This window comes from Epilithonimonas zeae, assembly GCF_900141765.1.
GTDB classification, from domain to species: Bacteria; Bacteroidota; Bacteroidia; order Flavobacteriales; family Weeksellaceae; genus Epilithonimonas; species Epilithonimonas zeae.
Genome location: NZ_FSRK01000002.1, coordinates 148,750 through 163,953, shown reverse-complemented (window position 1 = coordinate 163,953; position 15,204 = coordinate 148,750). Strand labels below are relative to the sequence as shown.

Below are 15,204 nucleotides of genomic sequence, written 5' to 3'. Positions count from 1 at the left end.
TTGTCGATTATTAATTAATAATTATTTCCATTTATCCCATTTGGTATCAATGTCTTTCGGAGAGAATGTACTCATCAACGTTTTCAGTTCGCTGATATTCACAGAAGTATTAGGTCCACTGTTGAAAATGTTGAAAATCTCTGTGCTTTTGGTTTCCAGAAAAACACTGAACGGATAATTCATCTGGAAATTATTTTCATAAAACTTCAGTTGCATCAAAGATTCTGCAATGATTTTTTTAGCTGGATTCTGATCCTGTTTTGCCAAATTATCCAAACCTGATCTGTGATAGCTATAATAAACTGTTCTTAATGTAGATGTATTTTCGTTTTGAAGTCCGGAAATTAAAGAGCCTCTGTTTCTTTGGCTTTCTATCTGATTCCATCCGTCATAGTTTTGATTCTGCGAGTTTTGTGCAATTTTGAAGGCTTTGTCAAACGCTGCTTGTCCGCCTTTCAATTGGTAGCTGTCACCATCATAACCAAGGATTACATAAATGTAAAAACTAATAACGTCGATGAGGTTTTTTCCTGAAAATTGTCTCTCGTTAAATACTAGATTCTCATTTTCATTATACTCGAAAGTAAAATTAGTATCATTAATGTTCATCAAAGGGGTTTCATATTGAGAATTGAAAACAGGTCTGGTTGCCTGAACCACAATAGAACCTTTGAAGCTGTTGTTGGAAGGACGTTCGGAAATAACCACTGCAAAATTACATTTGATTTTTTCGAAGTTCTGAAGTTTTTTCCCCGTCCAGCTTGTATTATTGATGAAGTCACGCAATGATTTTTCCAGTGTTCTGAAAACCTGCGTGTTACTTCCTGCGATTTGTTGGTTGTTGATTTGTACTGTTGCTAAAAGCTCTTGTGAGTAAGCCGTTTGGGCAAAAAATAAAGCACAAATTATATAAAGTAGTTTTTTCATTCTCATAAATAGGTTTGTAAAAATAAGCAATCTTTGTCAAAGAAAATAATCTGAAACAAGGATAAAATAATAACGAAAAACTCGGGACTTTCTTACAATTTCTGTTCAATAAAATTCAGGATGTCTTTTGCTACATCTTCTTTTGATTTTAAGGAAAAAGATTGTTCCTCGGTTGGTGTAAAAAATTTGACTTTGTTGGTAGCATTCGCAAAGCCTGCACCTTCATCCCGAAGAGAGTTAAGAACAATCAAGTCCAGATTTTTTTTGACTAATTTTCCTTTGGCATTTTCTTCTTCATTCTGAGTTTCCAAAGCAAAGCCAACCAAAAATTGATTCTTTTTTTGTTCGCCCATTGTTCTGAGAATGTCTTTGTTTTTAACCAGTTCTATCGTTAATTCGTTGTCGTTTTTCTTGATTTTTTCTGTGGCTTTAACTTTCGGAGTATAATCAGCGACTGCAGCACTCATTATGGCTACATCTGTATTTTCGTAATATTTGAAAACTTCATCAAACATTTCCTGTGCCGAAGTTACTCTGTGAAGTGTAATATTCTTATCATCCACTTTCTGAGAAGATGGTCCGGAAATTAGAATGACTTCTGCGCCTCTTTTCGCCGCTTCTTTTGCCAAATCAAATCCCATTTTCCCTGAAGAATGATTTCCGATAAATCTTACCGGATCAATGTTTTCGTAAGTTGGACCAGCAGTGATCAAGAATCTTTTTCCAGTTAATTTTTTCTCGGAATCAGAAAATTGACTTTCAACAAATTTGAAAATGGTTTCAGGTTCTGCTAATCGCCCTTGTCCAACAAGTCCACTTGCCAATTCCCCAAATTCTGCAGGAATAATTTGATGACCAAAGCTTTCGGCAGTTTGTAGATTTTTCGTCACCGTAGGATGTACATACATATCCAAATCCATTGCCGGCGCTATGACTACAGGACATTTTGCAGACATATAAACTGCCATCAGAAAATTGTCACAAAGTCCATTGGTTATTTTTGCTAAAGTATTAGCCGTGCAAGGTGCAATCAAAATCAGATCTGCCCAAAGTGCCAACTCAACGTGGTTGTTCCAGGTTTTGTTGTCATCATAAAAATCGGTGTAAACTTTATTTTTTGAAAGCGTAGAAAAAGTCAATGGTGAAACGAAATCTTCTGCAGATTTAGTCATAATAACTTTGACTTTTGCGCCAGCTTTTACAAAATCCCGAACGAGATAATTCATTTTGTAAGCAGCAATTCCGCCGGTAATCCCAAGAATCAGTTTTTTGCCTTGCAAGCTCATTTTGCTTTGATTTTTATTAACGAAAGTATTAATAATTTTATTAACAAAAAAACCGTCTCGCATAATTATACGAGACGGTTTTGATATCTTTAATCTGAAAGATTATTTCTTTTCTTCAGTTTTTCTGAAGTAGATTTCGTCATCCAGCCATTCTCTCAACGCGATAGACGTTGGTTTTGGAAGTTTTTCGTAATGTTTAGAGATTTCGATTTGTTCTCTGTTTTCAAAAACTTCTTCCAAAGTAGAGTTGTGAACAGCAAACTCATCCAATTTTCCATGAAGTTCAGAACGGATCTCAGCATTGATTTGCTCTGCTCTTTTACCCATGATTACGATAGCCTCATAGATGCTACCTACTTTTTCTTCGATTTTATCTTTGTCGTAAGTAATTGTACTTACTTCAGCTTTTGTATCTTTAATACTCATTTGGACTGGAAATATTTTTGAGAATGCAAATATAGTAATTATCTTTTAAACTTAAAAGTAGCTTGAGGCTCAGGCGAATTGATCTTTGCACTGTCTCTTCTTGTCTGCTCTGCAGCCTTCTGCATTTCTAGCTGGTTTTTCTCCTGTGCCAGATCTTTTTTCTCGTTTTCTTTAGCCTCAGCATTTTTTACTCTAGCTTCATATTCTGCTTTTCTTTTTTCTACTTCTTCTTGGAGTTTAGCGAATTTTACTTTTTCATTTTCCAATTTTGTGTAAAGATCATCTGCAGTTTTAGAATATTCTGAGTTAGGAAACTCTGTGCTTACTCTTTTTGCATAAGCAGCAGCAGCATCCAATCTTTCTTTTTTCAAATCATAGATGGAGTTGATAGCCAATTCATATTTAGATTTTAAAGAAATATCATAAATTTTTGATTTCAATTTTGTCGCCGGGAAATCTTCCAAAACATTTTCGAACGCTACAGAAGCTGCTTTGTATTCTCCCATTTTGAAATACTGTTTAGCATTTTCAAACGCTTTGAATTCCAATTTATAGCTTAGCTCATCAATTAGTTGATTGATGTTTTTGGAACGTTCAGAATCCGGATAGTCATTAATGAAACCTTGTAATTCTGTAATGGCAGATTCGGTATTACTTTGATCTAAGTTATACTGTAAAGATCCTTCATAATAACAAAGTGCAGATAAGTAAGCCGCTTCTTCTTTTCTAGGATCCTGAGGGAAACTTATAGCAAAATTTTTGAATTGATTAGCCGCTAATCTGTAGTTTTTGTCATAATAATTGGCATATGCAGAGTTGAAAACCACGTTTGGAGCATCATCCGTTCCTGCCACAAGGTTTGGTAATCTGTCATATAAAGCTAAAGCATCTGCCCACTTTTTTTTCGCAAATTTTTCGTTTGCAACTTTTAAGATAAAATCTTTGTCGGCACTCTTCATCGCCTGATCCATTTCAGTTTTGCAAGACAGCAAAAACATAGATAATACTACTAAACTGATATATTTCTTCATAATTCCGCACAGAATAAATCTGCTTACTTGATTCTAATTAATTTGCAAAAATAAAACTTTTTTTCCCAAAACTTTTTTTTTATGAAAGATTAACGTTTTTCGTTCAAAATTATTTAATAATCCCTCCCATATTCAGAAACTTTGGTGTCAATTGTGATTCTAATTTTTAGACTATTAATAAATAATGTATTTTTGCAAATTACAAGGATTTTAAATGAAAAATATCAGGAATTTCTGCATCATTGCACATATCGACCACGGTAAGAGTACATTGGCAGATCGTCTTTTAGAATATACAAATACTGTTAGTCAAAGGGAATTGCAGTCGCAAACCTTGGACGATATGGATCTTGAGAAAGAACGTGGAATCACAATCAAGTCTCACGCAATCCAAATGGATTACGAATATAAAGGAGAAAAATTTGTTCTTAATCTAATTGATACACCAGGACACGTGGACTTTTCTTACGAAGTTTCCCGTTCTATCGCAGCTTGCGAAGGAGCACTTTTGATTGTTGATGCGGCACAAAGTATCCAGGCACAGACAATTAGTAATTTATATTTGGCTTTGGAAAATGATTTAACGATTATTCCAATTCTGAATAAAATTGATCTTCCTTCTGCAAATCCTGAAGAAGTAACCGACGAAATTATGAATCTTATCGGTTGCGAATATGAGGATGTTTTGAGAGTATCTGGAAAAACAGGCGAAGGTGTTCATCATTTACTGGAACAAATTGTTGAAAGAATTCCTGCGCCGGTTGGAGATCCAGATGCGCCGCTTCAAGCTTTGATTTTTGATTCTGTTTACAACCCGTTTAGAGGAATTGAAGCTTATTTTAAAGTTGTTAACGGAAGCATTACTAAAAATGAGAAAATTAAATTTTTCGCAACAGGAAAAGAATATGGCGCTGATGAAGTAGGAACTTTAAAATTAAAACAAGTTCCAAAAAAGTCAGTTGAATGTGGAGATGTAGGTTATTTGGTTTCCGGTATCAAAGATGCTCGTGAAGTAAAAGTTGGAGATACAATCACTTCTTTTAACAAACCTGCTGCTGGACCAATTGAAGGTTTTGAGGAAGTAAAGCCAATGGTTTTCGCGGGTATTTATCCGATTGATTCTGAGGATTTTGAAGAATTAAGATTCTCATTAGAAAAATTAAGACTGAATGATGCTTCTTTGGTTTTCGAACCGGAAAGCTCTGCAGCGCTTGGTTTTGGTTTCCGTTGCGGATTCTTGGGAATGTTGCATATGGAAATTGTTCAGGAACGTTTGGACAGAGAATTCAATATGAATGTAATCACAACAGTTCCTAACGTTTCTTATCACGGATTTACCAAAAAAGATCCGGAAGATATAATATTAATCAACAACCCTTCCGAAATGATGGATCCAACCACAATGGATCGTGTGGAAGAACCTTTTATTAAGGCTTCTATTATTACAAAATCTGATTTCGTAGGTTCTGTAATGACACTTTGTATCGAAAAACGTGGAGAGATTGTTAACCAAAGTTATTTGACTTCTGAAAGAGTTGAATTAATCTTTAATATGCCATTAGCTGAAGTTGTTTTCGATTTTTATGACAGACTGAAATCTATTTCCAAAGGTTATGCGTCCTTCGATTATCATCCAATTGGATTTAGGGCTTCGAAGTTGGTAAAAATGGATATCCTAATCAACGGAGATATGGTAGATGCTTTATCTTCATTGATTCACGATTCCAACGCTTATCACATTGGTAAAAAAATGTGTGAAAAACTTCGTGAATTGATTCCGAGACAGCAGTTTGATATCGCGGTTCAGGCAGCTCTCGGAACAAAAGTTATTGCGAGAGAAACTATCAAAGCGTTAAGAAAAGACGTTACCGCAAAATGTTATGGAGGTGATATTTCCAGAAAACGTAAACTTCTTGAAAAGCAAAAAGAAGGTAAGAAAAAGATGAAGCAGATTGGTAGAGTTGAGGTTCCACAGTCTGCATTTATGGCGGTTTTGAAGCTAAATGACTAATTATCCGAATTCATTTTAAAATATAATCCACAGAATTTTCTGTGGATTTTTTTATTTGATTTTCCTTCCAAAAAAAGTGATTTCACCATTTAGATGACGAATGATTTTTGTAATATTATTGTCAATACTTTTTTCTGTTTTTAAGTTGTTAATATAACGAATCAATTCTTTTTTGTGGGAAGGATTCAGATTTTCAAAGTTTTTTGAGGTAATGGGATTGTCATAAATGGCTTTCTCCAATTTCGGGTGAATAAGATCCAGTCTTTCGGATTCGTCAAATACTATTTCAACCTCAATAATTTCCCCAATTCTTTTGGGTGAGTTTTCAAGCATTTTCAAATTGATATACAATCTCCATTCTCCGGAATACTTCACAAGAGTTTGAGTAAAGCCAACACCATTTACTTTCCCTTTAACGGAAATTGGACTTTTGTTTTTTCCAGAAACTTCAAATATTTTGGCCAAAATATTTTCCGGAACATATACAAACGGATTGATTCCAATAAGATCAAGTTTTGCAGAAAATTTTTTATTATCCATTTAGACTTCTAATTTAATGAAATTTATAATCCACAGAATTTTCTGTGGATTTTTTATTCATAATATTTATTGTACTGATTTTTAAGAATTTTTTCATCGATTGAAATTTGAAACTCTTTAGAATAAGCTTTATAAAATTTCATTTTTGCTTTTCGTTTTGTTCCCGATTTGAAATACGGATAAGAATAAATTAGAATCTCATTTGGCTTGAGTTCAATGTAAGAATAAATACCTCCAACTATTCCACAAATCATATAGTTGCTGTTCCTTGCAAAATAGAACTTATCCAAATTGTCATCATAAATATATAAAGCTGTACTTTTTGATTCGGTCGGAATTCTTAAAATTTTATCAGAAATGTTTTTAATGAAAACAGGGAAAGCATAATATTTCTTAATGATTTTTGTGTTAAAATCTTTTTTGTAAAGAGGAATCGTGTCATTTTCTTTTACAACAATTTGAAGATTTTTATTTGATAATGAATCTGAATCATTGTTTTTTGAGTATGAGAAAGGAAATTCTTCATTTCTGAAAAAGGTATTTTTTTCTTTTAGCAAAGAGTCTTCCAGTTTTTTTATCCGGCTTGAATATTCTTTTTCCGATTCAAATTTATCACGCGGTGGCGGAGGTGGAGAGAGAAGATTCTCATAATATTTAACATCAATATTGGACTTGATTTTTCCATTATAAATCAAATTTTCTCCGCCTTCATTACTGTCTTCATTGAATTCTTGAGTTTTCATTTTGGTATCTTTCGGAAAAGTCAACACAATGTCATCCGCAAAAGTTTTTTCTTTTGCACAACTCATTATTATAAACGAAATCAATAGAAAATAAAAAATCTTTGTCATAATAGCTTCCCTCAAATTTAATAAAATTAATCATCCGATTTTCTACATTTGTACTATGAAAAATCTCTCAATCCTATTCATCTTCATTTCGACTTTTGCTTATTCTCAAATCCTGACACCTTACGAAAAAGGCAACGGCAATCAAACCACGACTTTTGATGAGATGCGAAAATTCTATCAGGATTTAGCAAAACAATATCCATCAATCAGTTACGAGACAAAAGGCGAAGATGACAACGGAGCTCCAATCGACGTCGTAATTTTCAATCCGACAAAACAAAGTTTCGAAGAAGCCAGAAAAGGGAAATCGGTTTTGTTTATAAATAACGGAATTCATCCAGGCGAACCAGACGGAATTGATGCAACGATGATGTTAATGCGAGATTTAGCAATCGGAAAAATCAAAGCACCAAAAAATGTAATTTTAACAGCCATCGCAAGTTACAACATCAGCGGAATAATAAACCGAGGCAGTTTTTCCAGAGCCAATCAAAATGGTCCGGAAGAATATGGTTTCCGCGGAAATGCTCGAAATTATGATTTGAACAGAGATTTCATCAAAACAGATTCTAAAAATTCCAGAAGTTTCCAGCAGATTTTTCAATGGCTGAAGCCTGATGTTTTCATAGACAATCACGTGAGCAACGGCGCAGATTATCAATATACTTTCACTTATATTTCGACTAACAAAGAACGGTTAGGAACTGTTTTAGGAAATTATTTCAATGACGAAATGCAGAGAACGCTTCTGAAAAATATGGAGAAAAAAGGTGTCATTTCTGTTCCTTATGTCAATATTCACGGCGATGTTCCGGACGGTGGTTTTCCTGCTTTTGTGGATTCACCGAGATATGCGACGGGTTACACGACTTTGTTCAATTCCATCGGGACGGTTGTGGAAACGCATATGCTGAAACCTTACAAAGACCGTGTGAAAGTGACTTATGATTATATGGTAGATAACATTAATTATATTGATGAAAATTACAAAACCATTCAGCAAAAACGAGCTGAAAACCTGAAACAATACAAAGTCGGAAACCGATATGCTTTGGCTTGGAAGGTCGATTCTACAAAATATGAAAATATCGATTTCAAAGGTTTTGAAGCCAAATACAAACCGAGCGACATTTCCGGAAAAACCAGACTTTGGTACGACAGGAATTCTAAGTTTTCAAAGCCTGTCAAGTTCTACAATACTTATGTTCCGGCAAAAGAAATCACGATTCCCAAATATTACGTCATTCCACAATCCGAATGGAAAATCATCGATTTGCTGAAACTCAACCAAATAAAAATGATTCCGATAAAACAGGATTCTACAATTATGGTTGAGCAATACCGAATCAAAGATTTCAAAACTGTTCCGAATCCTTACGAAGGCCATTATCTGCATTACGACACATTTCTGACCAAGGAATCGGATAAAACCAAATTTAGGAAAGGCGATTTTATAGTTCCATTAAATCAGGACGGCGTGAAGTTTTTATTAGAAACTTTGGAGCCGGAAGCGGTTGATTCTTATTTCAACTGGAATTTCTTTGATGCGATTCTCGGTCAGAAAGAATATTATTCGCCTTATGTTTTCGAAGATACAGCGAGTAAACTTCTGAAAGATAACAAAGCTCTGAAAGTTGCTTTTGAAATGGAAAAATCGATTAATCCAAAATTTGTAGAAGATGGACAAGCACAATTGGATTGGGTTTATAAACATTCGGAATATTACGAGAAAACGCATCGTCTTTATCCGATTTTTAGGATTAATTAAATTTGAAAAATAGGATAAGTCTCTCGCAGATTAAGCTGATTTGGCAGATTAAATTGTTAAAAATCTGCTCAATCTGCCAAATCAGCGAGAGTTAAATTCATAAACGAAATCTAATTCTTAGGAACGTCAATCACTTTTTGCAATGCTTTTTTAGGATTTCCATTTCTGTCCCAAAGCAAGGGATAATTGGTTCTTCCTGGAATTGGATAATCGTTTTTCCAAGACATTTCGTCCTTCATTCCCCACGTTGTAACACGGTCCAACTTCTCTCTTTTTTTGTAGAATATTTGGAACAATTCAGCATACCGATTGGCTAATTGCTCATCCACGTCTTTTGGCAATCCGTTGATGTAAGGGTCAAGATAAGTTTTGAATTCCTCATTCTGAAACTGTTTGTGCAAGAAAGCCTGACCAATGATTTGTCCTTCCTTCGTCACAGGCAAAACATCCACATCGATTTCCGTAATCATCACTTTGATGCCGCAAGCTGAATAAGCATCAATCGCATCTTCAATATATTGATTTTTAGGATAGTCCAATCCCCAATGACCTTGGATGCCGATGTCGTCAATTCGGATTCCGGACGCTTGAAGCATTTTTACCATTCGTACGATACCTTTCACTTTTTCTGGTCGCCACGCATTGAAGTCGTTGTAATATAATTCTGTATTGGGAGAATATTTTGCTGCATATTGGAAAGACAATCTCATCAGTTCATCGCCATCACCAATGCCTTTTACCCATCCTTCGTTACGGTAGCTGCCATCGTCATCAATCACTTCATTCACAACGTCCCAAGCTTGCAATTTCCCTGCGTATCGGCTTGCAACCAGTTTGATATGGTCGTGCAGACGCTCTTTGGTTTGCTCTTTGGTTTTTTGAGTTCCATCTTCGTTTTTAAAGAACCAGTCAGGCGTTTGATTTTTCCAGACCAAAGTATGACCAACGATAAACATCTTATTTTTCAAACCAAACTCCACAAAAGCATCCGCCTGCGAAAAATCGAATTTGTTAGGAAGCGGATTCACAACTTCGGCTTTCATACAGTTTTCCGGCGTTATCGTGTTGAAATGTTCCAAAACAATAGCCTGCTGTTTTTTGTCTTTTCCGCTCACGATGTCGTGGTTCACAGCAGTTCCGATTTTGAACGCTTTGGAATAAGCATCTTTGAATTTCACATTCTGAGAAAAACTAACGGAAGAAATTAAAACACTAAATATGATAAGGCACTGTCTCATAAACTCAAAGATTGATTTATCTAAATATAGAAAAATTAAATAAACGGGAAATTGATATTTATTTCAATGTTTTGAATGGCTGATGATGCTTACACAAACAATCTTCAGAGGTTTTTGAAAAATTTATAGAATATTTTCAAATTCCAAAAATCATCATTATAGACGAATTAATTTTCGAGTTGAAGTCTACTAAAGTTGAGCTTGAATTGATTTTAATTGCTGAAATTTATGGTAAGTCTTTATAATAAAGAATTTTATTGGGCAGCTTAATCCGCCTTCCGCTCCCAATCTTTTTTGCACAAGATTTCAGTCTTAATAGAACTAAAGAACAAGCAAAAAAGGATTTCCGCTCAAGTCGGGCTGCGGATTCTATGCTTTAAATTCTACTTTTTCATTTCTTCTAGAAACCAATTAGAGAATTTGTTTAAAAAAATATTTAGGTTTTTTACAGGGACTTCTCCTTCGAAAGTAATAACCCCATTTGTTGTATAATCTTTAAATTTTATACTCTTAATTTCTTTCTTTTGATTTTCAAAAACTTCAAACTTGTAATGTGCAACAGAATTTCGTAAATGTCTAACTATCTCTTTTACACTTTTATTATTTCCTGCAATTATATTTATATATTCAGTTTTTATTCCCCATTCTTTTTCAGAAATGATTTCGTTAGGTAAATTATCAAACCAATATTGTTGAGGGAGAATTAATAAGCCTGTAAAACAGTTTATCAGAAGTGTAATCTCATATTTTTCATTAGCACTAATTTTTAGCTTTTGATATTGTTCTAATATTATCTTCGTCCTTTGTACGAAATCATATTCTTGTTGTGTATAGTAACTCATTTGATTCAAATTAAATAATAAAAGCCATCAGTTAATGAATATTTAGCAAATCCTCCACTAACAAGCCTATCCCAGATTTTTTCAATTGCTTCTGGAGAGTTAAATTCACATAATTCTGTTTTGTGTATATTACTACTGGAAATAATTCTTTTCTTTAATAACTCTTTTAATTTTAATAAAATATTTATAGAGATTCCCTTTCCTAGATAATAATTCTTTGAATCAGGATAAAGGTCTACCACTTTTAAATCACTATTATCCATTTCTTTTAATATTAGACTGAAATAATCTTCATTACCTCTCTCAATTTCATATATTTTGAAAACATAAACATTAGATTCGTAATCTTCATTAAAATCATAATTATATTCTGCTATCAGATTATAAAAAACTCCATTTTTTTCACTTATAAAATTGAACTTCATTTAATTTTTTTGAAAAAAGTAAATATATTCATTTTTCTACAGATGAAATCTTAAACTCTATACAACTTGTCATTAACCAAAAACTTAGTATTTTTGGTAAAATTATTTTAACAAACCTTTTAGGTTTAATCATAAGTCTATGAAAAAACTGAAATTCTCTTTATTCTCAATTCTTTTTTCTCTCATCTTGTCGGCTCAGCAAACTCCATATTATCAGCAATATGCTAAATACAAAATGGATATTGATGTGGATGCTGCCAATTTCACTTACCAAGGGAAACAAACTTTGGATTATAGAAACAATTCGCCGGATGAATTGAAAGTCGCTTATTTTCATTTGTATTGGAACGCTTTCAAAGCAGGTTCTATGATGGACCAGCGTGTGCAGTCTCAAGGTGTGAATGCAGACGGAAGACTGGCAAAAAGAGTTGGAAATACGGTGATTTCAAGATTGTCAGAAATTCCTAAAAATGAAGAAGGCGCACAGAATATCCGTTGGATAAAGCAGAACGGAAAAGATTTGAAATTCGAGATTCAGGGAACTGTGATGAAAGTTTTCTTGTCAGAAGCAATTAAACCAAATTCTTCCACCACTTTCACAATGGAATGGGACGCCAATATCCCGATGCAAATCCGAAGAGCCGGAAGAAATAATCGCGAAGGTGTTGATATGACAATGACTCAATGGTATCCGAAAATCGCTGAATATGATTATGACGGTTGGGCAGCATTTGATTATGTCGGAAGAGAATTTCACGCACCATTTTCTGATTATGAAGTGAATATCAAAATCGATAAAGATTATGTCATCGGAGCTGGAGGAAATCTTGAAAATCCAACTGAAGTAAAAGGTTATGACAGCAGTGCAACTATTAAAGAAGACATTTCCAAGAAAGTAACTTGGAAATGGACAGCGAAAAATATTCTGGATTTTGCTTGGGCGGCTGACAGAGATTATTCGGTGGAGAGTTTTCCGATTTTGGATGGACCAAAAGTTTACTTGGTGTACCAAAAATCAGAAAAGACAAAATATTGGTCAGAGATGAAACCATATATCACAAAATATTACCAGTTGATGAATGCGACTTTCGGACGTTACAAATGGCCAAGTTACTCATTCATACAAGGAGGCGATGGCGGTATGGAATACGGAATGTGTACTATGATTTTGGGTGAAGCAAACTCTGTGGAAGGACTTTCAGGTTTGATGTTCCACGAAGGCGCGCACTCTTGGTTTCAGCAGATGTTGGCGACCAACGAAAGTGTAAGACCTTGGATGGATGAAGGTTTTACACAATATGCAGAAGATTTTGTGTCTTACAGATTATTCCCGCCAAAAGAATCGCAACCCAATCCATTTGTAGGCGCAATCAAAGCTTATGTTAATTTCACAAAATCGGGGAAAGAAGAGCCTGCAGTTTGGTTGGGCGACCATCACGACAACGGAACGGCTTATACTTATGCAAGTTACATCAAAGGAGAAACGTTCTTGGTAGAATTAGGATACATTGTTGGAGAAGAAAATCTGAACAAGATTATGCTCAAATATTATGACGAATGGGCAATGAAACATCCGACGGAAAGAGATTTCATTCATATTGCACAGTTGGTTTCCGGAATGGATTTGAAATGGTTTCAGCATTATTGGATTAATACCACAAAAACCATCGATTACGGCATCAAGAATGTGAAATATGACCCACAATCAACAACAATCACTTTGGTAAATAAAGGAGGAGTTCCAATGCCGATTGATTTCAGTATTCTGACAAAAGATAAAAAGGTCATCAATTATAACATTCCATTGAATCTGACCAGAGTTTGGAAAACGAAAGATATCTATGGTAATATTCAGACTTTGCCATTCTGGGCTTGGACGCAACAGGAATACAGCTTTACAATTCCTTATACCAAATCTCAATTGTCCGCAATGGGAATTGATTTCAGTCAAAGATTGGCCGATGTTAACCCGGATGATAATTATCTGGAAGTAAAGTAATAATGTAACAGTGTAATAATTTAACAATGTATCAATGACAAACGAATCTAAGATTTTTAAATATTGGTAAACTGTTACATTTATAAATTGGTAAATTAAAAAAATGAATTCTATTGTAATCAATATAGGAAATACCAATATCCGTTTCGGATTGTTTGATGATGACAATTGTGACATCTCTTGGGTCATCAATACAAAACCTTACAAAACAACGGATGAGCTGTATGTTCAGATTTTAATGCTTTATCAAACCTATAAAATTGATGTTGAGAAAATTGAAAAAATCATCATTGGTTCTGTGGTTCCCCAATTGACGAAAGTTGTTGCAAGCGCAATTAAGAAAATTCATAATAAAATCCCAGTGATAGTGGACAGGAATACACCATCCGGCGTTATCCCGAAATCTAAACAAATGGGAACGGATATCTACGCTAATCTTGTAGCGGCTCATAATCTTTATCCTGCACAGAAGAAAATTATTCTCGATTTCGGAACGGCACTTACGGCAAGCTGCCTTGATGAAAATGGAGAAACTCTAGGTGTTATCATTGCGCCAGGAATTGTAACTTCGCTTAATAGTCTGATAAAAGGAACGGCACAATTACCGGAAATCGAATTGGTAAAACCAAAATCTGTTCTGGGATTGGATACGATAAGTTGTATGCAAAGCGGGATGGTTTACGGTTTCCTTGGAATGGTAGAAGGCTTTATTGACCGGATTAACGATGAGGTTAAAGATAATTGCTTTGTGATTGCAACCGGCGGAGTGAGCCACGTTTATAAACCTTTGACGGATAAAATCAATATTGGCGACAGATTACATACTTTGAAAGGTTTGTATTTTCTGGGGAAAGATTTGTAGATTGGAGTATTTGTATTAAAGGTAATAATGATGAAGAATTTTCCAAGAATAGAAACCGAAAGATTGATTCTTTCTGAATTGAAAGAAGGCGATTTACCATTAGTTATAGAGTATCTTCAGGATAGAGAATTTTCAGAATATATGTCTAGTATTCCTCATCCGTACGGAAAAGAAGAAGCTAATTTTTGGTTGAAAATGACGCAAGAAGCTTTTGAGTCAAAAAAAGGATTTACGTTTGCAATTCGTGATAAAGAAGAAGAAATTATTGGAGCAATTGGTCTTCACGATCAAGGTTCGGATAAAGCAGAAATGGGATATTGGCTGGCAAAAATATTTTGGGGGAAAGGTTATGTTACGGAAGCCGCAAAAGCTATTGTTGATTTTGGTTTTAATGAATTAGAACTTAATAAGATTTTCGCTGTTCATTTTCCAAACAACCCAGCTTCTGGAAAAATAATGAGAAAAATCGGAATGAAATTGGAAGCTGTTTTAAAACAACATCTGAAAAAAGATTCGGAATATTATGATATTCCAATGTATTCTATTTTTAGGAATAAGGTTTAATTAACGTTTAGAATTAAAAAAATATTTTACGATTGCAGAGCATTCATTCTCCAAAATTCCCGTTACAATTTCAGTTTTTGGATGAAGTGACAAACCTTTATTGATAAAACCTCTTTGTTCATCTCTTGCGCCAATCACCACTTTTGAAATTTGAGACCAGGCTAAAGCTCCGGAACACATCACACAGGGTTCCAAAGTTACATATAAAGTACAATTCTGAAGATATTTGCCACCCAGAAAATTAGCTGCAGAAGTTATGGCTTGCATTTCTGCGTGAGCCGTAACATCAGTAAGCGTTTCTGTGAGATTATGAGATTTGGCAATCACTCTGTCATTCGAAACAATAACACATCCAATTGGAACTTCGTCTTTTTCCAAAGCTAATTGAGCTTCCTGGAAAGCCATTTTCATAAAATATTCGTCGGCAAACATTT

General features: G+C 34.4%; 15 protein-coding genes. 5 read left to right on the top strand and 10 right to left on the bottom strand.

Features of this window, described 5'->3' with window-relative positions; genetic code table 11:
• Positions 1–21: 21 nt before the first annotated feature.
• The 4 genes from porD to bamD form a co-directional block, all read right to left on the bottom strand.
• The gene (porD, locus tag BUR19_RS12530; protein WP_074236479.1) at positions 22–927 is read right to left on the bottom strand and encodes a type IX secretion system protein PorD; all 906 of its coding nucleotides are present in this window, start codon (positions 925–927) and stop codon (positions 22–24) included.
• 92 nt (positions 928–1,019) lie between these two features.
• A complete protein-coding gene (gene coaBC, locus BUR19_RS12525; protein WP_074236478.1) occupies positions 1,020–2,213 on the bottom strand; it encodes a bifunctional phosphopantothenoylcysteine decarboxylase/phosphopantothenate--cysteine ligase CoaBC in 1,194 nt (397 codons plus the stop codon).
• Between the two features lie 102 nt (positions 2,214–2,315).
• Complete coding sequence (locus tag BUR19_RS12520; RefSeq protein WP_074235800.1) at positions 2,316–2,639, bottom strand: DNA-directed RNA polymerase subunit omega; 324 nt, start codon at positions 2,637–2,639, stop codon at positions 2,316–2,318.
• A gap of 38 nt (positions 2,640–2,677) precedes the next feature.
• Complete coding sequence (bamD, locus tag BUR19_RS12515; RefSeq protein ID WP_074235799.1) at positions 2,678–3,670, bottom strand: outer membrane protein assembly factor BamD; 993 nt, start codon at positions 3,668–3,670, stop codon at positions 2,678–2,680.
• 214 nt (positions 3,671–3,884) lie between these two features.
• On the opposite strand from bamD, the gene lepA reads away from it, so the two are divergent.
• Positions 3,885–5,681: a translation elongation factor 4 gene (lepA, locus tag BUR19_RS12510; protein ID WP_074235798.1), complete on the top strand. Its 1,797-nt coding sequence runs from the start codon at positions 3,885–3,887 to the stop codon at positions 5,679–5,681.
• Between the two features lie 51 nt (positions 5,682–5,732).
• Here lepA and BUR19_RS12505 read toward each other — a convergent pair whose 3' ends face one another.
• A complete protein-coding gene (locus BUR19_RS12505) occupies positions 5,733–6,221 on the bottom strand; it encodes a YdeI/OmpD-associated family protein (protein ID WP_074235797.1) in 489 nt (162 codons plus the stop codon).
• Positions 6,222–6,274: 53 nt separating this feature from the next.
• Positions 6,275–7,030: a hypothetical protein gene (locus tag BUR19_RS12500; protein ID WP_074235796.1), complete on the bottom strand. Its 756-nt coding sequence runs from the start codon at positions 7,028–7,030 to the stop codon at positions 6,275–6,277.
• A gap of 97 nt (positions 7,031–7,127) precedes the next feature.
• Between BUR19_RS12500 and BUR19_RS12495 the strand changes: the two genes are divergently transcribed.
• Positions 7,128–8,840: a M14 family zinc carboxypeptidase gene (locus BUR19_RS12495; protein ID WP_074235795.1), complete on the top strand. Its 1,713-nt coding sequence runs from the start codon at positions 7,128–7,130 to the stop codon at positions 8,838–8,840.
• Between the two features lie 110 nt (positions 8,841–8,950).
• Here the strand turns inward: BUR19_RS12495 and BUR19_RS12490 are convergent, their stop codons facing one another.
• From BUR19_RS12490 to BUR19_RS12480, 3 genes are all read right to left on the bottom strand, one after another.
• The gene (locus tag BUR19_RS12490; protein WP_074235794.1) at positions 8,951–10,078 is read right to left on the bottom strand and encodes an endo-1,4-beta-xylanase; all 1,128 of its coding nucleotides are present in this window, start codon (positions 10,076–10,078) and stop codon (positions 8,951–8,953) included.
• 383 nt (positions 10,079–10,461) lie between these two features.
• The gene (locus BUR19_RS12485; protein WP_074235793.1) at positions 10,462–10,920 is read right to left on the bottom strand and encodes a HEPN family nuclease; all 459 of its coding nucleotides are present in this window, start codon (positions 10,918–10,920) and stop codon (positions 10,462–10,464) included.
• Positions 10,921–10,925: 5 nt separating this feature from the next.
• Positions 10,926–11,345, bottom strand: a complete 420-nt coding sequence (locus tag BUR19_RS12480; protein WP_074235792.1) for a hypothetical protein — start codon at positions 11,343–11,345, stop codon at positions 10,926–10,928.
• Positions 11,346–11,484: 139 nt separating this feature from the next.
• Between BUR19_RS12480 and BUR19_RS12475 the strand changes: the two genes are divergently transcribed.
• The 3 genes from BUR19_RS12475 to BUR19_RS12465 all read left to right on the top strand — a co-directional run bounded on the left by BUR19_RS12475 (position 11,485) and on the right by BUR19_RS12465 (position 14,770).
• Positions 11,485–13,344 (top strand): M1 family metallopeptidase, encoded by a 1,860-nt coding sequence (locus BUR19_RS12475; protein ID WP_074235791.1) that lies wholly within the window; start codon positions 11,485–11,487, stop codon positions 13,342–13,344.
• 103 nt (positions 13,345–13,447) lie between these two features.
• On the top strand, positions 13,448–14,206 hold the full coding sequence (locus BUR19_RS12470) for a type III pantothenate kinase (protein ID WP_074235790.1): 759 nt from the start codon (positions 13,448–13,450) through the stop codon (positions 14,204–14,206).
• 27 nt (positions 14,207–14,233) lie between these two features.
• Positions 14,234–14,770, top strand: coding sequence for a GNAT family N-acetyltransferase (locus tag BUR19_RS12465; RefSeq protein WP_245799080.1), 537 nt, complete (start codon positions 14,234–14,236; stop codon positions 14,768–14,770).
• Here BUR19_RS12465 and BUR19_RS12460 read toward each other — a convergent pair whose 3' ends face one another.
• Positions 14,771–15,202, bottom strand: a complete 432-nt coding sequence (locus BUR19_RS12460) for a nucleoside deaminase (RefSeq protein WP_074235789.1) — start codon at positions 15,200–15,202, stop codon at positions 14,771–14,773.
• Between the last annotated feature and the right edge of the window lie 2 nt (positions 15,203–15,204).

Excerpts from the sequence above, each read along its gene's own strand:
- porD (WP_074236479.1), bottom strand. The coding sequence starts at position 927 with ATGAAAAAACTACTTTATATAATTTGTGCTTTATTTTTTGCCCAAACG.
- coaBC (WP_074236478.1), bottom strand. The coding sequence starts at position 2,213 with ATGAGCTTGCAAGGCAAAAAACTGATTCTTGGGATTACCGGCGGAATT.
- BUR19_RS12520 (WP_074235800.1), bottom strand. The coding sequence starts at position 2,639 with ATGAGTATTAAAGATACAAAAGCTGAAGTAAGTACAATTACTTACGAC.
- bamD (WP_074235799.1), bottom strand. The coding sequence starts at position 3,670 with ATGAAGAAATATATCAGTTTAGTAGTATTATCTATGTTTTTGCTGTCT.
- lepA (WP_074235798.1), top strand. The coding sequence starts at position 3,885 with ATGAAAAATATCAGGAATTTCTGCATCATTGCACATATCGACCACGGT.
- BUR19_RS12505 (WP_074235797.1), bottom strand. The coding sequence starts at position 6,221 with ATGGATAATAAAAAATTTTCTGCAAAACTTGATCTTATTGGAATCAAT.
- BUR19_RS12500 (WP_074235796.1), bottom strand. The coding sequence starts at position 7,030 with ATGAGTTGTGCAAAAGAAAAAACTTTTGCGGATGACATTGTGTTGACT.
- BUR19_RS12495 (WP_074235795.1), top strand. The coding sequence starts at position 7,128 with ATGAAAAATCTCTCAATCCTATTCATCTTCATTTCGACTTTTGCTTAT.
- BUR19_RS12490 (WP_074235794.1), bottom strand. The coding sequence starts at position 10,078 with ATGAGACAGTGCCTTATCATATTTAGTGTTTTAATTTCTTCCGTTAGT.
- BUR19_RS12485 (WP_074235793.1), bottom strand. The coding sequence starts at position 10,920 with ATGAGTTACTATACACAACAAGAATATGATTTCGTACAAAGGACGAAG.
- BUR19_RS12480 (WP_074235792.1), bottom strand. The coding sequence starts at position 11,345 with ATGAAGTTCAATTTTATAAGTGAAAAAAATGGAGTTTTTTATAATCTG.
- BUR19_RS12475 (WP_074235791.1), top strand. The coding sequence starts at position 11,485 with ATGAAAAAACTGAAATTCTCTTTATTCTCAATTCTTTTTTCTCTCATC.
- BUR19_RS12470 (WP_074235790.1), top strand. The coding sequence starts at position 13,448 with ATGAATTCTATTGTAATCAATATAGGAAATACCAATATCCGTTTCGGA.
- BUR19_RS12465 (WP_245799080.1), top strand. The coding sequence starts at position 14,234 with ATGATGAAGAATTTTCCAAGAATAGAAACCGAAAGATTGATTCTTTCT.
- BUR19_RS12460 (WP_074235789.1), bottom strand. The coding sequence starts at position 15,202 with ATGTTTGCCGACGAATATTTTATGAAAATGGCTTTCCAGGAAGCTCAA.